At 56.1% G+C, this 17999-nt stretch carries 18 protein-coding genes and 1 tRNA gene; 9 read left to right on the top strand and 10 right to left on the bottom strand.

Annotated features, from left to right (window positions below; translation table 11 throughout):
* Window positions 1-107: 107 nt before the first annotated feature.
* Window positions 108-341, bottom strand: coding sequence for a hypothetical protein (locus SFC07_RS10940; RefSeq protein ID WP_411208292.1), 234 nt, complete (start codon window positions 339-341; stop codon window positions 108-110).
* A 767-nt stretch (window positions 342-1108) separates the two neighbouring features.
* Here SFC07_RS10940 and SFC07_RS10935 point away from each other — a divergent pair.
* From SFC07_RS10935 to SFC07_RS10925, 3 genes are read left to right on the top strand one after another with little or no spacing between them, the layout of a single operon-like run.
* The gene (locus tag SFC07_RS10935) at window positions 1109-3073 is read left to right on the top strand and encodes an N-6 DNA methylase (protein WP_411208408.1); all 1965 of its coding nucleotides are present in this window, start codon (window positions 1109-1111) and stop codon (window positions 3071-3073) included.
* Complete coding sequence (locus SFC07_RS10930) at window positions 3070-4350, top strand: restriction endonuclease subunit S (protein WP_411208290.1); 1281 nt, start codon at window positions 3070-3072, stop codon at window positions 4348-4350. The genes SFC07_RS10935 and SFC07_RS10930 overlap by 4 nt, the downstream gene beginning before the upstream one ends.
* Window positions 4347-7532: a type I restriction endonuclease subunit R gene (locus SFC07_RS10925; RefSeq protein WP_411208289.1), complete on the top strand. Its 3186-nt coding sequence runs from the start codon at window positions 4347-4349 to the stop codon at window positions 7530-7532. Before SFC07_RS10930 ends, SFC07_RS10925 begins: the two co-directional genes overlap by 4 nt.
* A gap of 38 nt (window positions 7533-7570) precedes the next feature.
* Here the strand turns inward: SFC07_RS10925 and SFC07_RS10920 are convergent, their stop codons facing one another.
* The 4 genes from SFC07_RS10920 to SFC07_RS10905 all read right to left on the bottom strand — a co-directional run bounded on the left by SFC07_RS10920 (window position 7571) and on the right by SFC07_RS10905 (window position 9551).
* Complete coding sequence (locus SFC07_RS10920) at window positions 7571-8251, bottom strand: DUF4357 domain-containing protein (RefSeq protein WP_411208288.1); 681 nt, start codon at window positions 8249-8251, stop codon at window positions 7571-7573.
* Between the two features lie 207 nt (window positions 8252-8458).
* The gene (locus SFC07_RS10915) at window positions 8459-8839 is read right to left on the bottom strand and encodes a hypothetical protein (RefSeq protein ID WP_411208287.1); all 381 of its coding nucleotides are present in this window, start codon (window positions 8837-8839) and stop codon (window positions 8459-8461) included.
* Window positions 8840-8869: 30 nt separating this feature from the next.
* The gene (locus tag SFC07_RS10910) at window positions 8870-9118 is read right to left on the bottom strand and encodes a hypothetical protein (RefSeq protein WP_411208286.1); all 249 of its coding nucleotides are present in this window, start codon (window positions 9116-9118) and stop codon (window positions 8870-8872) included.
* 193 nt (window positions 9119-9311) lie between these two features.
* Window positions 9312-9551 carry a hypothetical protein gene (locus SFC07_RS10905; protein WP_411208285.1) on the bottom strand — a complete coding sequence of 80 codons (240 nt, stop codon included), beginning with the start codon at window positions 9549-9551 and terminating at the stop codon, window positions 9312-9314.
* A gap of 298 nt (window positions 9552-9849) precedes the next feature.
* Between SFC07_RS10905 and SFC07_RS10900 the strand changes: the two genes are divergently transcribed.
* On the top strand, window positions 9850-10548 hold the full coding sequence (locus SFC07_RS10900) for a hypothetical protein (RefSeq protein ID WP_411208284.1): 699 nt from the start codon (window positions 9850-9852) through the stop codon (window positions 10546-10548).
* Between the two features lie 83 nt (window positions 10549-10631).
* Here the strand turns inward: SFC07_RS10900 and SFC07_RS10895 are convergent, their stop codons facing one another.
* The 4 genes from SFC07_RS10895 to SFC07_RS10880 all read right to left on the bottom strand — a co-directional run bounded on the left by SFC07_RS10895 (window position 10632) and on the right by SFC07_RS10880 (window position 12362).
* Window positions 10632-10775, bottom strand: a complete 144-nt coding sequence (locus tag SFC07_RS10895) for a hypothetical protein (protein ID WP_411208283.1) — start codon at window positions 10773-10775, stop codon at window positions 10632-10634.
* 106 nt (window positions 10776-10881) lie between these two features.
* A complete protein-coding gene (locus SFC07_RS10890; RefSeq protein ID WP_411208282.1) occupies window positions 10882-11388 on the bottom strand; it encodes a phage antirepressor N-terminal domain-containing protein in 507 nt (168 codons plus the stop codon).
* Between the two features lie 284 nt (window positions 11389-11672).
* The gene (locus SFC07_RS10885; protein WP_186365955.1) at window positions 11673-11846 is read right to left on the bottom strand and encodes a hypothetical protein; all 174 of its coding nucleotides are present in this window, start codon (window positions 11844-11846) and stop codon (window positions 11673-11675) included.
* 363 nt (window positions 11847-12209) lie between these two features.
* Window positions 12210-12362, bottom strand: a complete 153-nt coding sequence (locus SFC07_RS10880; protein ID WP_411208281.1) for a hypothetical protein — start codon at window positions 12360-12362, stop codon at window positions 12210-12212.
* Between the two features lie 202 nt (window positions 12363-12564).
* On the opposite strand from SFC07_RS10880, the gene SFC07_RS10875 reads away from it, so the two are divergent.
* Window positions 12565-12638 (top strand) — tRNA-Met (locus SFC07_RS10875).
* A gap of 86 nt (window positions 12639-12724) precedes the next feature.
* Here the strand turns inward: SFC07_RS10875 and SFC07_RS10870 are convergent.
* Window positions 12725-13318, bottom strand: coding sequence for a vitamin K epoxide reductase family protein (locus tag SFC07_RS10870; RefSeq protein ID WP_411208280.1), 594 nt, complete (start codon window positions 13316-13318; stop codon window positions 12725-12727).
* A gap of 338 nt (window positions 13319-13656) precedes the next feature.
* On the opposite strand from SFC07_RS10870, the gene SFC07_RS10865 reads away from it, so the two are divergent.
* The 4 genes from SFC07_RS10865 (at window position 13657) to SFC07_RS10850 (ending at window position 17735) form a co-directional block, all read left to right on the top strand.
* A complete protein-coding gene (locus SFC07_RS10865) occupies window positions 13657-14670 on the top strand; it encodes a siderophore ABC transporter substrate-binding protein (protein WP_411208407.1) in 1014 nt (337 codons plus the stop codon).
* Between the two features lie 224 nt (window positions 14671-14894).
* On the top strand, window positions 14895-15911 hold the full coding sequence (locus SFC07_RS10860; RefSeq protein ID WP_411208279.1) for an ABC transporter permease: 1017 nt from the start codon (window positions 14895-14897) through the stop codon (window positions 15909-15911).
* A gap of 31 nt (window positions 15912-15942) precedes the next feature.
* Complete coding sequence (locus SFC07_RS10855; RefSeq protein WP_411208406.1) at window positions 15943-16983, top strand: iron chelate uptake ABC transporter family permease subunit; 1041 nt, start codon at window positions 15943-15945, stop codon at window positions 16981-16983.
* The gene (locus SFC07_RS10850; protein WP_411208278.1) at window positions 16980-17735 is read left to right on the top strand and encodes an ABC transporter ATP-binding protein; all 756 of its coding nucleotides are present in this window, start codon (window positions 16980-16982) and stop codon (window positions 17733-17735) included. Before SFC07_RS10855 ends, SFC07_RS10850 begins: the two co-directional genes overlap by 4 nt.
* Window positions 17736-17999 lie beyond the last annotated feature (264 nt).

Genomic DNA, 17999 nt, shown 5'->3' with positions numbered 1-17999 from the left:
TCTGGGAGAGTCGCTGCTCATTAGACAAAGCGAGAGTGTCGAAGAATCGAAGTTGTGGACAACGATCTCAACACTCTCGCTATAGCCCTGCACGGCGCCACCGACGACTACCTCATACCCACCTCGATCTCCTGCTCGTTCGGCGGCCCTCCGAATTCCCACCCCAGTTCAGCGATGCGCAACCGATTGTTCTGGCGATCATGGAAACCCTGCTCGGCTTTACCTCGGAACGCCGCGTCGTCAGATACGTCCACACAATCCTGACCAGCTTCTTCCCGTATCTGCCCCAGCAGTCCGATTACCATAAGCGCCAACGCGCCCTCATTGCGGGTACGCAGCACATCCTGGCGTTCCTAGCCAACAGCACCGGCTTGTTGGGCGATGGTGTCTGAGTCGTGGGCTCCACCCCGGTCGAATGCGGTCACTCCCGCCAAACGGTGCCCCGGTTGGATCTGGCAGCGTCATCAAGTACGGCTATTGTGCCTCCCACTCGAGGTTCTTCTGGGGTCTGCGGCTGCATCTGATTTCCACGCTGCACGGGATGCTGGTCGGTTACGCAGTCATCGGGGTGGAAGCAGACGAATGCGCAACCTTGCTGGCCATGCTGGATACGGTGCCGGTGCCAGTGCCTGCGGGCCAGGTGATCATGGCTGACAAGGGTTACAACGGTGCGTGGTTAGAGGATGAGCTCGTAGGTGGTGGGGTCGAGGTGATCCGGCCGGTCAGAAAAGCGGAAAATGCCAGGCCAAGCAGACAGGTTCTTAAGCCTTAACAGCTGAGTGTTGAGTCGGTGTGTGACACGTTGAAAGGCCGGTTGTGCCTGGAGGGCGGCGGTGGCCGACCTTTTCCGAGGTGATCAGTTGGATTGTTCGGCGGTTGTGGGCGTTGACTGTAGTGATCTGGAATAACCACGCCACCGGTTAGCTTGTGCTGCGGTCCCTGGTCGCGTACGACCACTAAACACCTGGAATCAATCATCTAGTGCTCGACGTTGTCGACGTAGACGGGTGGTAGGGGAGGGTTGCTAAATAGGGGAGTCATCTAGGTGACATCGAGTGATCTGCCTAAAGTGGAAGGAAACTCGATTCAAGTGAAAGACAGGTGGCTTGTGTTTAACCACGCCTCATTTATCTGGAGTGCAGCTGATCTGCTCCGCGGAACCTATAAGCAACACCAGTACGGCAACATCATCCTGCCCTTCACCGTGCTTGCCCGCCTTGACGGAGTCCTCGCCCCCACCAAGCAAGCGGTTTTAGCAGCCATCGAAGGCCTTGACCCTGATCAGGCACCGTCAGCGGGCATGCTGCGCAACCGGGCGGGCCACGACTACTCCTTCTACAACCGGTCTCGGCATGACTTGACCTCCCTGCAGGGTGACGTCGACAACCTGGAAGAGAACCTCCGCGACTACGTCAACGCGTTCTCCCCGAACGTCCGGGACATCTTCGACCAGTACAAGTTCGACGAGACCATCATCGATCTGTCCAACAATGACCTGCTGTTGGAGATTCTCCAGCATTTCGCTAAAGCGGATCTTCGCCCCGAGGCCGTAACCAACGAGGTCATGGGCCATATCTTCGAAGAGCTCATCCGAAAGTTCGCTGAGGCTTCCAATGAGACCGCTGGTGAGCACTTCACCCCCAGGGAGGTCATCGACCTGATGGTCACCATCCTGCTCGACGGGGATGCTGATCTGACCACCCCAGGGGTCATCCGCTCGGTCTATGACCCCACCGCTGGCACTGGCGGCATGCTCTCGGCGGCCGACAACAAGATCAAGCACTTCAACAAACACGCCCAAGTCAACCTCCTCGGCCAGGAAATCAACCCCGAGTCCTACGCCATCTGCAAAGCCGACATGGTCGTCAAAGGCCAACCGATCACCAACATCGCACTCGGCAACACCCTAACCAACCCGGCGTTCGAGGACCAGACCTTCCACTATGCCCTGTCCAACCCACCCTTTGGTGTGGCCTGGAAGAAGGATAAGCCAGCCGTTGAGCGCGAACACGAGATCGCCGGTTACGCCGGGCGCTTCGGCCCTGGTCTGCCGAGGGTCTCCGATGGATCCCTGCTGTTTTTGATGCATTTGGTCTCCAAGCTGCGTGAACCCGGCCTGGAAGGTGGTGCTGCCGGCCGCGGAGCCATCGTTCTCAATGGCTCCCCACTGTTCACCGGTGGGGCAGGTTCCGGGGAATCCAGCATCCGCAAATGGGTGCTTGACAATGACTATCTTGAGGCGATCATCGGCCTGCCGACGGACATGTTCTACAACACCGGCATCTCCACCTACATCTGGATTCTCAACAAGGACAAAGACCCCGCCCGCAAGGGCAAGGTCCAGCTGATCGACGCGACCGAGATGTTCGTCAAGATGCGTAAGTCCATTGGCTCCAAACGCAAGATGCTCTCCGAAGACAACATCGCCACCATCGCCACGCTCTACGGGGACTTCGTTGGGTCCGAGCACTCGAAGATCTTCGACACCACCGACTTCTACTACCGCACCATCACCGTGGAGCGCCCGCTGAAGCTCAACTACGCCTTCACCGCCCAGCGCATCGACAGGGCACTTACTGCCAAGCCTGTGGCCAAGCTTGAGGAGTGGGAGCAGGAAGCCCTCCACACGGCTCTGAGAGGCGCTGAGAAGGCCACTGGCGGGGTCGTGTCCACTAACCGGGCCCAGTTCACCAAGGACCTCAAGAAGGTTCTTGCCGAGGAGGGGCTCGTCCTCACACCGGCCGTGTTCAAGGCTGTCCTCACCGAACTTGGCGAACACGATGACCACGGTGAGTTGGTGACCAAGGCAGGCAAGCCCGAGGCTGATCCCAGCCTGCGCGATACCGAAAACGTCCCCTGGGACCAGGACATCCACGACTACCTCGAACGCGAAGTTATCCCCTTCGTCCCCGATGCCTGGATCGATGAGACCAAGACGAAGGAAGGCGTGGAAATTCCGTTTACCCGCCACTTCTACCAGTACATCCCCCCACGCCCCCTGGAAGACATCGACCGGGACCTCGACGAAGTCCTCGGCCGCATCCGGGCCCGCCTCGAGCAGGTGAAAGCATGAATTCTTCACAGCTTCCTCGAGAATTAGGCTGGGTTGAAAAGCTCCCCCAGAGATATCGAGTAGCCCGTCTAGGCAGTGTCGCTAATCCGGTTAAACAAAGAAATATTGGCAATCGGAACACCGACTTGTTGTCGTTGAGCTACGGAAACATCATTTCTAAGGACATCGAGTCTGTCGATGGACTGCTTCCGGAATCCTTCGAAACGTACAACACTGTCGAACCGGGAGACGTAGTTTTTCGACTCACAGACTTACAAAATGACAAGCGAAGTCTACGTACCGGATTGGTAAAACAATCTGGGATCATTACTTCCGCATACGTTTCCGTCCGTCCTGTGGCCATAGAGGCCCGCTATCTTGCTTATTTCATGAGAGCCATGGACTTGGCGAAGGTGTTCTACTCCCTGGGGGGTGGATTGAGGCAATCTTTAAATTATGCCGAGGCTAAGTTGCTGCCGGTTGTACTCCCTCCTGAGGGCGAGCAACGAGCGATTGCGGATTATCTCGACCGAGAAACCGCCGAAATCGACGCCTTCATAGCAGACCTCGATGACTACTCCACCCTTTTATCCCACCGCCTTGATGCAGAACGGGATCGAACATTTCTTGCCCTCTTAGACTCTTCGAATCCTGTTCCCCTGAAGCGCTGGCTCAAAATACCTTTAAGTTATGGGGCAACTGCAGCCGCTAATCATTTCGACCCCGGTGAAGTCCGATACCTAAGAATCACTGATTTCGGAGCCGAGGGGGATCTCCGACCTGAGGTAGCTACTTCTTTGCCATATGAGGCGGCCGCAGGGTATATGACTGCCCCGGGCGATATCCTTCTAGCTCGTTCTGGGGCGACAGTGGGGAAAGCATTTATGGTTCCTGACTCGTTGCCCGAGGCTTGTTTTGCGGGATACTTAGTTCGCGCACGTTGTCAGAATCGAGTGGAAGCCAGCTTTGTTTGGCATGCTCTCCAGACAACCAAGTACAAAGACTGGATCGCAGCGAATGCCACCGTGGCTACGATTCAGAATGTCAGTGCTCAAAAATTTGGTACTTATCGTATTCCACGTCCCTCCTTAGCAAAACAGTCGGAAGTAATCGAGGAGTTGGATCGAGTGCAGAAAAACATCGATGCTTCTCAGGCGCTGTCCGCAGAAGCGAGAACACTGGCTGTGGAACGCCGAGCAGCTCTTATTTCTGCTGCCGTCACCGGTCAGATCGATGTGACTGCCCAGGGTATGTCGGCTGCGGAGCAGCTGCGGGATGAGTTGGAGGTCCACGTATGAGTGTCGGTGCTCATCGGGAGGTCAACCTCCAGCGGTTCGTCGTCGATCACCTCGCCTCCCACGGGTGGCTGGCGTCGAAGGGAAACGAGGGCTACGACAAAGGGCGTGCCCTGTTCGTCCCCGACCTGCTGGGTTGGCTGGAGGAGACGGACCCGGACAACTACCACCGGATCGTGCCCAAGGACGCCCCCGAAGCAGCGGTGGCCAAGGGGCAGAACCGGATTCTCGACCGGGTGGCCAAAAAGCTTGGCTCGGAGGAAAAGCACGGCGGTGGCACCCTCAACGTCCTGCGCAACGGTGTCGATGTGGCTGGGGTCAAGAAGTTCAGCCTGCTGCAGATGCCGCCGGCCAACGACAAAAACCCCCGCCTGACCAAACGGTACGAGCAGAACCGTCTCCGGGTCGTCGAGGAGCTCGTCTACTCCACCAGGCACGGCAACCGGCTGGATCTGACCCTGTTCGTCAACGGCATCCCCGTGGCCACTGTGGAGATCAAGACGGAGTTCACCCAATCGCTGGATCAGGCAATGACCCAGTACCGCACCCAGCGCCTACCCAAGGGAGAACCCCTCCTGACTGCCGGACGTGGCGCCCTGGTGCATTTTGCGGTCACCGACCGTCGCATCGCCATGACCACCCGCCTGGATGGACCGTCGACGGTGTTTTTGCCGTTCAACCAGGGCCACAACGGCGGGGCCGGCAACCCGCCCTCAGAGACGGGGCATGCCACCAGCTACTTCTGGGAGGACATCCTCTATCGCGACACGTGGCTGACGATTCTGACGAAGTTCATCTACACCAACCACCAGACGAAGACCGATCCCATCACCGGCAAGGTGACGACCACCTCCCAGATCCGCTTCCCCCGGTTCCACCAGTGGCGGGCAGTGTCCAAGATCGCCGCGGCGGCCGCAGTGGAGGGCCCGGGGCACAACTACCTCATCCAGCACTCCGCCGGGTCGGGGAAGACCGATTCGATTGCCTGGACCGCCCATCGCCTGGCATCCCTCCACGACGAGGCAGGGGAGAAGGTCTTTGACACCGTCTTCGTCATCGCTGACCGGCAGGTCCTTGACCGTCAGCTTCAGGACGCCGTCCAGCAGCTGGAGACCGTCGCCGGGACCTTCCAGGCCATCGAATCGGGTGGTGGGTCGAAGACGGCCCGGTTGACGCAGGTGCTCACCAGTGGGACGGCGAAGATCGTCGGAGTGACCCTGCAGACCTTCCCCCATGCTCTGGCGGCGTTGAAGGACCCGGCGAACCAGGAGCAGCTGGCGGGAAAGCGGTTCGCGATCATCGCCGATGAAGCTCACTCCTCTCAGACGGGAAGTTCCGCGAAGGCCGTCCGGGAGATGCTCTACCTCACCCAGGACACCCAGGAGTTTGACCTGGAGGAACCAGGAGCTGACCAGGATGCCCTGGCGGCGATGGCGGCCCACAGTGACGCGGACAAGCGCTTGAGCTACTTCGCGTTCACCGCCACCCCGAAGGCGAAGACCCTGGAGCTGTTCGGCCGGCGTAACCCGGTCACCCAGAAGTTGGAGCCGTTTGACCTGTACCCGATGAAGCAGGCCATCGAGGAGGGCTTCATCCTCGATGTGCTTAAGAACTACACCACCTACGAGATGGCCGCCCGCGTGGCACTCAAGGGCACCACCGCCGGCACCGAGGCCGACGGGGCACAGGGCACGCGGGGAGGAGATATTGAGGATGGGGAGGTGGATGTTCGACAGGGCACCCGCGCCTACATCAACTTCGTCGAACTGCACCCCACGAACGTCGCCTCCAAGGTCGATGTCATCCTCGACCACTACCGCTCCACCGTCCAACCCCACCTGGGTGGTCGGGCCAAGGCCATGGTGGTCACCGATTCCCGGGCAGCTGCGGTGCGCTATGCCCGGGCCTTCGACAAGGCGATCACGGACCGGAGCCTGCCTTTACAGACGCTGGTGGCATTTTCCGGGGAAGTCCCCGACCCGGATGTCTCCTCCCTACCCGGCACCCCGCAGAAGATGGTCACCGAAACCAGCATGAACCCAGCTCTCAAGGGGCGGGAGCTGGCCAGTGTGTTCGCCCAGGATGGGCAGAACATCCTTGTGGTGGCCAACAAGTACCAGACCGGGTTCGACCAGCCCCTGCTGGTGGGCATGTACGTCGATAAGCAGCTCTCCGGTATCGCCGCGGTGCAGACCCTGTCGCGGCTCAACCGCCGGGCACCGGGCAAGACCGACACCTATGTCCTCGACTTCGTCAACGACGCTGAGCGGATCCTCGAGTCGTTTAAGACCTTCTACGAGGCCGCCCATATCGAAACCGAGTCCGACCCGGACCTGGTTGCTGATCTGATCGCCAAGCTGGAGGCCCAGCACATCTTCACCTGGTCAGAGGTCGATCAGGTGTGGGCCGACTGGTCGGCGAAACCGACCACCATGGCCCGCAAGCACGCCCAGTTCTCAGCCCACCTGGCACCTGCCGTGGAGAGGTTCGAAAACGCCTGGCACCAGGCGGTGCTGGCCCAGGATGAGGAGCGACGGGAGGAGCTGCTCGACTTCAAGGCGGTGCTGTCCCAGTACGTCAAGGCCTACTCGTTTTTCAGCCAGATCCTCCACTTCGGAGACCCACGCTATGAGAAGATGTCCGTTTTCGCCGACCTCCTGGCCAAGTTGCTGCGGGAGTTCACCGCAGATGCCGAGAAGCCTGAGCCGGTGGATGTCTCGGATGTGGTGCTCACCCACTTCCGGTTGGAGAAGATCCGGGAAGAAGACGACCTCGGACTTGCCACCACCGACGGTGACGCCCCAGGTCTCCACGGCATGACCGAGGCCGGCCTGGCGAAGGCGAGGGAATCGGAGCATGCCAGGAAGGCGGAGTTGATCGAGAAGGTCAACAAGTACTTCGGCGACCTGGAGGCCAAGGACGAGTACAAGGTCAGCTTCATCGAGACCCTGCTGGCTGAAGCCGCCGACCACCCGGAGTTGGAGGTGCAGGCCAAGAACAACTCCAAGATCGATTTCGCCAGCTCCCCGCAGTTGCAGGTCATCCTGGAAGACGCCCTGTGGAAGTACGAAGAATCCTCCAATGAGGTCCTCAAGGCCGCCCGGGAGATGACGACCCTAAAGCTGGTGGAGATGGCTATGGAATTTGGTCTCTTCGAGCGGTTGAGAGGACAAAGTACAGGCTAAGGATCCTGCTGAAGCAGAGAGACGAGAAGGTCGACAGGTTATGCGTCGGCAGTTTGCCCCTGCTCCCAGTCCCCCAGGGTCTGGCCTGTCTTCGTCTTCCAGACGGTCCGCCCGTTCGCGCTCGCTCGGCCGTAGACAATGGACCCGGCGGCCGAAGGGGAGGCGAAGACGACGTCCTTAGCTAGCTGGACCAGGCCAGGTTTGGGGCAGGGTGTGGCGACCTCCAGGACCTTCGCATGCTGGGCCTGACGCAGGATGAATTGTTTCCTCGTCGACTCGGACATCTTGGGGTTCTCCTTCATGACCGCGGGGATCACGGAGCCCGCCAAGAGAGTGAACTCACCGTCGATGATTTGGGCTTGGGCGTCGGCCCCTACCAGGGTCCTCATGTAGAAGACCGGGCTGTCCGAGGACTCGGAAACCTCGTCGGCTACCGGAGGGGTGACTGGGGCGGTGGTCTCCTCGGGGGTTGTGGCCGTGGTTGTCCCGGGGGTGGTGCTGTCCTGGGTGGTACGGCCCCGGAAGATGTCGAAGCCGAGGACCGGCATGAGAATCCGTATCTGGGAGATGAAGTAGTGCATGTCGGACTCATCGGCCTCGGGAAGCGCCGCTCCACCGGTCGGGGCGTTGCCGTTGATAAGGGAGATCCGGCCGATGGACTTGGCGAGCTTGATCAACTCCGACTCGAGGTACCTCACGTGGGCCTTGGTGAGGTTCATGTCTTTGGAGGTGATGATGACGACGTCCTCCCAGAAATCCTTCTGGGCGTTGTGGCTGTCCAGTCGTTTGACGACACTGTCGCCCTCGCCGATGTAGGCGGCCCCAACGTCACCAGCACACCAAGCGAACCACTGGCAAGGTTAACCAGTAGGTTTGTCCAGTTATCCAGTCCCCACTGGGACATAGGTGTTCCTTTCGTCAGGGGCCTAGGCCAACTGATACCTGGCGTAAATGGTCAAGTTGCCTAGGGCCGTGTCCAGGTCCTTACCGTATGGCTCCGTGGTGAGAAACGGCATACGTTCATCGTTGCCAAAGGCGGACATTATGGCATTGCCGAAACGGTCCACGGTGCTTTGGGCCGGGTAGCCGTCATCGTCCACCAGGTCCGTCTTTCTCTCCATGTCGCTTACTATTTCGTCCAGGCGCGCTGTATATGAGGTGGCCAATTTCTGCATTACGGTCACCATTTCACGGAGGCTTTTGTCCGTGAGGCGGAGGTCCAAGACGTTGAGGCCATGCTCCAACGTGGCCACAGCCTCCCGGTGGGCATGGATAAGGGCCTCCAGTTCGTCCTTACGCCAATGCATGGCTTGGTAGATGTTGGCGGCGTCCTTAAGTCAGCCAGATAAGGCGGCGTACGTAGCGCGCCAGGTGGCCAGGGCTGTGTCCGTGGTGGTGATGAACTCCGCCACGGCCTCCATTTGCCGCTGGCGTTTGTCCCGTTTCTCCGCCCGTACGTTGGACCGCCAGGTGGCCAGGCCTGTTAGGAGAGCACCAACAACAGCACCTAAGACGGCGCTCACCACAGCGGGGTCCATGCCCCACATGGCCGCGGGCGTAGGACAGGTGATATTTACCGGGGTCATAGCCGTTAGGTTACCTACTACCAGGCCATAAACGGGGGAACGCCCCGCCTTGATTTCCGGGGGAGGGGGCCAAGGCGGGGCGTTGCTCTAGTGGGCAATTGTGATAATACCCACTGTCTAGCGTTTGTACATTCGGGAGCCAATTTCGTCCAGGTCCTCCGCCTCCACGGACGGGGCCGGGCCAGTGATGGTGTCAGAGACGGTGTAGAACTCCGCGGCCTGGGTGTGGCCGTAGATACGCTGGCTCGCCCTCCTCGTCGGTTCCGAACAGGACGTAGACACCGGTTCGTTGGGCTTCCTCGCGATTTTTAATCCTCGCGAGGTCCTTGCGGCGGGCCCGGAGCATGTGGCCGGTCCAGTTGAGGATCTCGGTAGTCATCAACCCGCCGACGGTGCCGTCGACGAGGACGAGACGAACTTGTTTACCACTCATCGAAACATCCTCCGACTTCCGTCACCAGCCGAATCCGGTACAGGCTCTCCAAGCCGGTGAGGTTGGGTTGCGAACAGGTCTGTCACTCCAGCCTATCGAGGTAGAGAAGGAGCCGGAGTTCTTTGCACGTGGACAGGGTGAGGAAGTGGATGCGACTGGCCTCAGGACCGTAGGACGCTGCCCGGCGCGGCAGGGTCAGCTCTTCAGAGGAAAGACGGTCTTGTGAAGGTCTCTGCGATGTTAGGCTGAAGATGTCCGACCTCCACACGTGGTGGGTCCTATTTACGGAGGAAGCGTCATGGCGGTGTCACCGGAAAACCTCTCGGTTGCCCTGGCTGTTCTGGGGTCACCGGAGGAGGCTGTCTCCACGGACACCGTATGGCAGCAGACAGAGATCTTCTATCGTGAACGCTGGACGAAGAGATGGCCGAAGGACCTTCCTCTCCCGGGGTTCTTGAAGAGGTCGGAGCCGGCTCTTTCGGTCTCCCGACAAAGACTGTTCGAGTTCGGGGAATCCGTGGAGACGGAAGAGGACGCCGTGAGCTTTTATGTCGCGGTGTGCTCCTGGGGGGCTGGTACTGACGCGCAGCAGACGTATCGGTGTGTCCAGCCTCTTCACCAACCCGGCGCGCCGGGGAAGCTGCTGGAGGGGTTGAGGGTCGCCTCCCTCGGGTCTGCAGATGAGGGGTACTTCACGTTCAACAACTACAGCCAGGCAAGGATCAAGTACCTCGGCCCGGCGTTCTTCACCAAGCTGCTCTACTTTGCCGCTGGTCGACCTACCCCGGCTGATACCCGCCATCCCCTTATCCTGGATAGGAGAGTGGCTGCTGCCCTGGGATGGACAAAGACTTCTGGATGGCGGACCTCCGAATACTCCCGCTATCTCGACCTGGTGGAGCAGCTCCATGAGCGGTGGCGTCCGGACCTGCCCACTGATGTCATCGAGTACACCCTATTCCAAGCCGGACGAGCCCCCAACGTCCCCAGCATCTAGAGGACCGGACCTCTCACAGCATTGGGCTTGTTTTTCAGTCAGGTCCGTGTGAATGCCACAGTGCTTCTCCCTGCCAGCTTCGCCTACTGGCGGCAGGTTTCTTCGGTTCCTCCGGCTTCCATACATTTCCAGAAGTTTGTGGTGGCATCACCTTCTGCCTGGGCGTACTCAGGACCGCTCAGAAGGTGCCAGCAGTAGTCGGTGTACTGGGTGGTCCCGTCCGACATCAGGGTTGGCCCTGGGATGCCTCACCGAGACCACGAGCAGGGACGACAGTGGCTTTCGCCCGTAGGTGGTCCGGTTCGACCAGTCCCTCAGCGGCCTTGAGAAGGTCTAGCTGCAGCCTCGACTCGAGATGACCTCAGAGAAGTCCTGAGGCTTGCTCTCGACCACCCGAGGGTTGATGACTGTGCCCTTGGTCCAGTATGACTCGATGGCCTCGGCCACCTCGTTCTGATAGGCGACAACCAGAGGCCGGGAGGTTTCATTGACCCGGTCCTCGTCAATGGTCGCCAGCCACATCGTGAGGGTCTTGAGGTTGATGGTGGTCATCTCGCGGGTACGGTCATCCGCACCAACCATTGGGCTTATCCCAATGGTTGCCCACGACTTGCCGTTTAGCTTGGTGAACTGTCCGGCGTAGTCCATTCCGATGGACTCGACCAGGGGTCGGAAGACAACATAGGGTTCGCCGTCGACCTGGATAGACTGAACGCTGTCCCTGTGGAACGGGATGTCGAGGACCTCCACCGAGGCTGAAGAGTCCAGGATGGGGATGCTGGCGCTCTCTTCATGGAAATCGTGGATGGCCCTGACTGTAACTTCACCAAAGTCCTCCACCCCTTCTAGTCCTCAAGACACTAGTGGCCTCCGGTTTCCGTAGATAGATGGGGGAGAACCTTGTTGTAAGTTATGTCCCCGATCTCCCGGCGTGTCTTGCTCTGAGGTCTCTCTAGGGGCGCGACTGTATGTTTTTCGACTATCTGGCCTGAAACCTTGGGAAGCCGTGCAAACAACTCTCTCGGATGGAGCTGAAGGTGGTATAAGAGCCGCGGTAGTTGGAGAACCTTTACCAAGTGCCAACGAGGCTGTGGATCACCTTGCGTGCTGAGTGAGTGATGTTGTCAGTCTTCGGTATGGGCGATCATCACATCGAGGTCAGTACAGCGGAGGCAAGCGGCGGCCAAAGCTCTGAGATCTTCATCATTTTCGACCATGAGGTGTTCCAGAAGCTGGGAGGTTATATCTGTATAGTCGCGAGCAAGGAAGAGGTGGTCCTCGGTATCGAGATAGATCATGTCTCTATTGGACTGCGTAGGGCCCTGCTCGGTTCCCTTCTCTGGACGTCGTGTTGCTCTCGTCTTAAGAGGTACACCTCGTAATAGATGGAGCATTACGGGAAAGTTACGGGAAGCAATGCAGAGGCGCGGGTTGAAAATGGGTCTTGAACAGCAAGAATGGCTCTTACAGGGTGAGTTCCCGGCAGCTCCACCAAAGCCCTCGACCTGTTTACGCAGGTAGGGGGCTTTTTCTATGCCTTAGAAGGACAGTAGACCGCGAATGACGTCGAAGATGAAACCAAAGATGCTGCCAACGATGGGAAGGTTGGCGTAAAAGTTTGTAAACACATCGTAGTAGTGCATTAAGACTCCTTTAGTAGGTTAAATACCGCTTGAAAGGCCGATTTCTGCAAAAAAGACATCTAAAAATGGTGCGAGGGCGACGGTGCCGATGATGGCCTCGATCAGATATGGGAATGCGAGGACGGAATTGGCGGCACTATTTGCCATCTGCTGAAGCGTTGCGAGATCCATGGGGCAAATCCTCTAGGGTCGGGACTGGGGGATAAGAAAGTGAAGCTAGTGCGGAGGTTATCAGGGCAAAAGGAGTTCTGCTGTAATTCTTCTAACATTCTTAGACTGCTCTTAGTTATGTGGGGGGACCATGATTAATTTGTAAATCATTTACATAGGTGTACACTTTGGAAACGAAGCACAAACACTTTATGTGTTGCGTCGCGGGATGGAGCAGCTCGGTAGCTCGCTGGGCTCATAACCCAGAGGTCGTAGGTTCAAATCCTGCTCCCGCTACTAACTCAAAAATCCTCCTTAACTTCGGTTAAGGAGGATTTTTGGCAAAAAAAGGCACAACCTTGGGGAGGTTGTGCCTTGAAGTCTTAGAACATGTAGCGGAATTCCCAAACAGCAATTGCAGCGATGATAAGCAGCCACACAATTGCGATAAGCACCTTGTACTTGTCGAGGGCGCGCACAAAGCCTCCGGTGTAGCCGCTAAAGGTCTTAATATTCCACACGGTCACCATGACGAACATGAAGATCGAGACAGTCCATACGCCCATGCAATAAGGGCAGAGGGAGCGGATGATCTCCATGGACTGGTATGCGAGCCAGTGGCAGAATGCCATGGCGAAAGTCATGCCGATTTGGGTGCAGAACCAGAACCAGCCACGGAAGCGTCCGCCGGCAAGAATTGCTGCACCGATCATTGCGACGGCGGCAAAACCAGCGATACCAATGAGGGGGTTAGGGATATTTCCAAAAGCGGTGGACTGGCCGGACCTCATTACGTTGCCGCAGGCAAGAACCTCGTTGAAATCACAGCTGGTGATATAACCAGGGTCTTCCATGATCTTTAGTTTCTCGGCCATGATGATTACGGAGAGGATTAATCCGATAATTCCTCCGAGTAATAGCACCCAACCGAGCCAATTTGGTGCTTTCGGTGGGGCAGTCTGGGTTTCAGTTGACACTCGGGGAACCTCCGGAGTTTAAGTAAATAATTCTAATGAGGGCTAATTCTATGCCCATAAAAACTTAAAGTCCTGTTCTGAAAGAAACCTCACAACTTCCTGGGTTTCCCAAGGGTACTTAAAAGGAAAATCTGCCCAAAACCCTAGCCATGTATCAGGTCTGGTGGGGGTAATTCCAAAGACTATGCGACTTGCAACTTTCCACTTTGAGGGTGTGTTCTATCTTGCAAAGGTTTGGCTTAGTTTAGTCGATATGTTAATTTTCTTCTTTAGGTACTCCTAACCTAATCTGTGGATTTAGTGGGTACATCCGTGTAAAACAAGAAGTCAAGGACGTAATCGTGAAAAACAGGTTTAAGCTCGTCTCAGTTGCTGTAATTGCTGCACTTTCCCTCGCTGGTTGCTCCAGCACTGACAGCAGTTCTTCCTCTGAGTCATCTTCTACTGCTGCGTCCGCAGCGTCCATCACCATTGAGGACAATCACGGTACCCAGGAAATCCCACAGCCAATTGAGGCAGTGGCTGCAACCGATAACCGTTCCTTCGAATTGCTTGACCGCTGGGGCATTGACTTGGTTGCTGCTCCAATTGCATTGGTTCCATTTACTGTGACCAACTACAAGGAAAATGCCGATATTGCAGATATCGGCACCCACAATGAGCCAAATCTGGAAGCACTGACCGCAGCGCAGCCAGACCTCATCATCAATGGTCAGCGTTTTGCGCAGTACTATGATGGCATCGCGGCTCTCAACCCAGATGCCACCCTCGTGGAGCTAGACCCTCGTGATGGACAGTCTTTGGACCAGGAACTTATCCGTCAGGCCGAGACCCTGGGCACCATCTTCGGTGAAGAGGAAGATGCAGCTCAACTCGTTGATGATTTCAATACCGCACTCGAGCGCGCCAAGACCGCTTATGCAGCGATCTCCGACAAGAAGGTCATGGCAGTAAACGTCTCCGGTGGCAACATTGGCTACATCGCTCCGTCTGTTGGCCGTACCTTTGGACCTCTTTTTGATCTTGTTGGCCTCACCCCAGCATTGGAAGTTGATAGCGCATCCGGCGATCACGAGGGCGATGACATCAATGTTGAGGCAATCGCTGCTGCAAACCCAGATCTGATCTTGGTTATGGACCGCGATGGCGGCACCAGCACTCGCAACGAGGCAGATTATGTTCCTGCTGAGGAGATCATCTCCAAGAACGAGGCTCTTGCAAACGTAACTGCTATTACCGCTGGTGATGTTTACTATGCACCTGCCGATACCTACACCAACGAGAACATCATCACCTACACCGAGATCCTCAATGGCATGGCAGATCTTTTTGAAAAAGCTGCACAGCAATAATTGAGACTTGAGCTACTGCGATCCACTACAATTAGTTAGGTAAGGCTTGAATGTGTAAGGCTGTCTTGTATATGCAAGGCAGCCTTATCTTTTTAGGTTGGAGACCCTCGAGGTTTTCGTCGAAAAGCACGGTTTTTAATTTTTAAGCAATGAGCAGGAAACCAGGTATTTAGAATGTTAAGCGCACTCGCGAGTATCTGTGGGAGAGGGGAGTGGTCACGCTAATGGCTATTTCGACATCTCCGCAGATTGCCAGCAATCACTCACATGAGGGGCGTACCAAACGCACCAGATCAAAACTTCTGGATTGGAAGTTGCTGATTGGCCTCATTTTTGTGCTTGGCCTCGTGGTGTTATCCCTGTTCACGGGACAATATGATATTTTTGGCGGCTCCGATGGACAGCTGATGTTTGAGGCTGTTCGTATTCCGCGCACCGTATCGCTGATCCTTTCCGGTGCAGCGATGGCGATGTGTGGTTTGGTGATGCAGCTGCTGACCCAAAATAAATTTGTGGAACCCAGCACCACCGGCACCACTGAATGGGCTGGTCTCGGCCTGCTTTTTGTAATGTATTTTATTCCGGCGGCATCGGTGCTTGATCGCATGATCGGTGCTGTGATCTTCTCCTTCATTGGAACGATGGTGTTTTTCCTTTTCCTGCGAAAGGTGACACTGCGTTCTTCTCTGATCGTGCCAATTATCGGCATCATGATCGGTGCTGTGGTGTCTTCAGTATCGAGCTTCTTTGCGCTGCAATTTAATATGCTGCAGCAGCTGGGGATTTGGTTCGCGGGCTCTTTTAATACTGTGTTCCGTGGACAGTATGAGATCTTGTGGATTGTCGTTTTTGTGGTTATCGCTGTGTTCTTCTTTGCCGATCGCCTGACGGTTGCCGGTTTGGGAGAAGAGATCGCTACCAACGTTGGTGTTAATTATAACCGCATGGTGCTCATTGGCACCGGACTGATCGCCATCGCCACCGGCGTTGTCACCGTCGTGGTCGGCAGCCTGCCATTTTTGGGACTGATTGTACCCAACCTGGTTTCTATGATGCGTGGCGACGACCTGCGCTCCAATCTGCCGTGGGTGTGTTTGACCGGCATCGCGGTAGTAACTATCTGCGATTTGATTAGCCGCACCATCATTGCGCCTTTTGAAATTCCGGTATCAACAATTCTGGGAATTTTGGGTGCCATTGTTTTCCTCATCATGATTGTGAGGCAGCGTGGCCGTGGATAAGCAAAGTGAAAGCCTGAAGTCCGCTGAGGCAATGCGCCCTGGAAACATGGCGGCGTCGAGAAGCAAAGAACGGCGCAGCTCCGGCGCCTTCCAAACCGCGAAGGCCAAGCGCCGTTATTGGCTGATTATGGCCGGCTTGGTGGTGCTGGCACTGGCCTTTACCTGGGGTTTGATCTGGTACGACAATCCGATGCCGGTGGGGCACCCCGCGTTTGCGCTTATTGCAGAACGACGCATGCAGGCCGTTTTTGTCATGATTATTGTGGCTGTGTGTCAAGGTTTTGCCACGGTTGCTTTTCAAACAGTGACGAATAACCGCATTATTACGCCCTCAATTATGGGTTTTGAATCGCTTTATACAGTGATTCATACCGCCACGGTATTCCTTTTTGGTGCAACAGCGCTGCTTGCAACCCGTAATTTGGAAATGTTCGTGGGGCAGTTGGTCCTCATGATCTTATTGTCACTGTTACTTTATACCTGGCTGCTTACCGGCAAACGTGGCAATATGCATGCAATGCTGTTGGCTGGCATCGTGATCGGTGGTGGACTTGGTTCGATTTCCACCTTTATGCAGAGGATTTTGACTCCTTCTGAGTTCGACATTCTCACCGCCAGGCTTTTTGGCTCCGTTAATAATGCCGAAACGGAATACTTCCCGATTGCCATTCCTTTGGTAGTGGTGGCTTCGGTGCTGCTGTTCCTGAGCTCGCGCACGCTTAACGTAGTGGCACTGGGCCGGGAAACCGCAACCAACTTGGGTATGAATCACCGCCGGGCATCCATATTCACCCTGATTTTGGTGTCAGTTCTTATGGCAGTATCCACTTCCTTGGTGGGCCCCATGACCTTCCTTGGATTTTTGGTAGCAACCTTGGCCTACCAATTTGCCGATACCTACGATCACCGATTCCTGCTACCAATGTCTGCACTGATCGGATTTGTGGTGCTCTCTGGCGCGTACTTCATCATGAACCATGTGTTCCGCGCCCAAGGTGTTGTTTCCATCATCATTGAGATGGTCGGTGGCAGCCTCTTCCTTATTGTCATTCTGCGAAAGGGCAAATTGTGATTACTTTATCCGGCATTCGCAAGGAATATTCCAGCGAAGTTTCCATCGGACCTGTCGATCTCCAGATCCCAGCCGGCGGGATTACCGCATTTGTTGGCCCCAACGGTGCCGGCAAATCGACGTTGCTCACCATGGTTGGCCGTTTGCTCGGCATCGATAGTGGCACGATTACCGTGGCCAACTATGACGTCAGCTCTACTGCTTCCAAGGATTTGGCGAAGGTGCTCTCCATCCTGCGCCAAGAAAACCACTTTGTTACCAAGCTGACCGTGCGCCAGCTGGTTGGTTTTGGCCGTTTCCCTTATAGCAAGGGCCGGCTCACCACCGAGGATGAGAAAATCATTTCCAAATATATTGACTTCCTTAACCTCACGGAATTGGAAGATCGATATCTTGATCAGCTGTCCGGTGGACAGCGACAGCGTGCGTACGTGGCAATGGTGCTCAGCCAGGAAACTGACTACGTGCTTCTCGACGAACCCCTCAATAATCTGGATATCGCGCATTCAGTTGAAATGATGAAACACCTGGAACATGCGGCTCGCGATTTGGGACGCACGATCATCGTTGTTTTGCATGACATTAACTTTGCTGCGCGATATGCCGATTACATCGTGGCTGTGAAGAGGGGACAGATTGCTACACAGGGCACTCCCGAAGAAATCATGAACGACAAGATTCTTTCCGAAATCTTCAATACGCCCATTGAGGTTATTAACGGTCCACACGGCAAGATTGCGTGTTATCACTAGCGGTGGACCGCTGTGAACCGCTGTGAACAGGGAATTTGTATAAAAGTGTGCTCCGAGGTAAATTAATCAGCACGCCAGCGACGTAGCCACAAGGTTACGAACTGGCAAAGACATTAAGAAGTCTGATTGAAGTTTTTGACTTAATCAAAACTCTTCAGTACAGTATGTCGAGCCACTTCGAAACAAACTCCCTTTAAAGAGTGTTGTTGAGGTGTGTGTATGTTGTTTGAGAACTCAATAGTGTGCCATTTATTTTATTATGTT

The sequence above is a fragment of the Corynebacterium callunae genome (assembly GCF_046592015.1).
Lineage (GTDB): Bacteria > Actinomycetota > Actinomycetes > Mycobacteriales > Mycobacteriaceae > Corynebacterium > Corynebacterium callunae_A.
The sequence above is the reverse complement of the archived record's forward strand: the minus strand, read 5'-3'. Positions and strand labels throughout refer to the sequence as shown.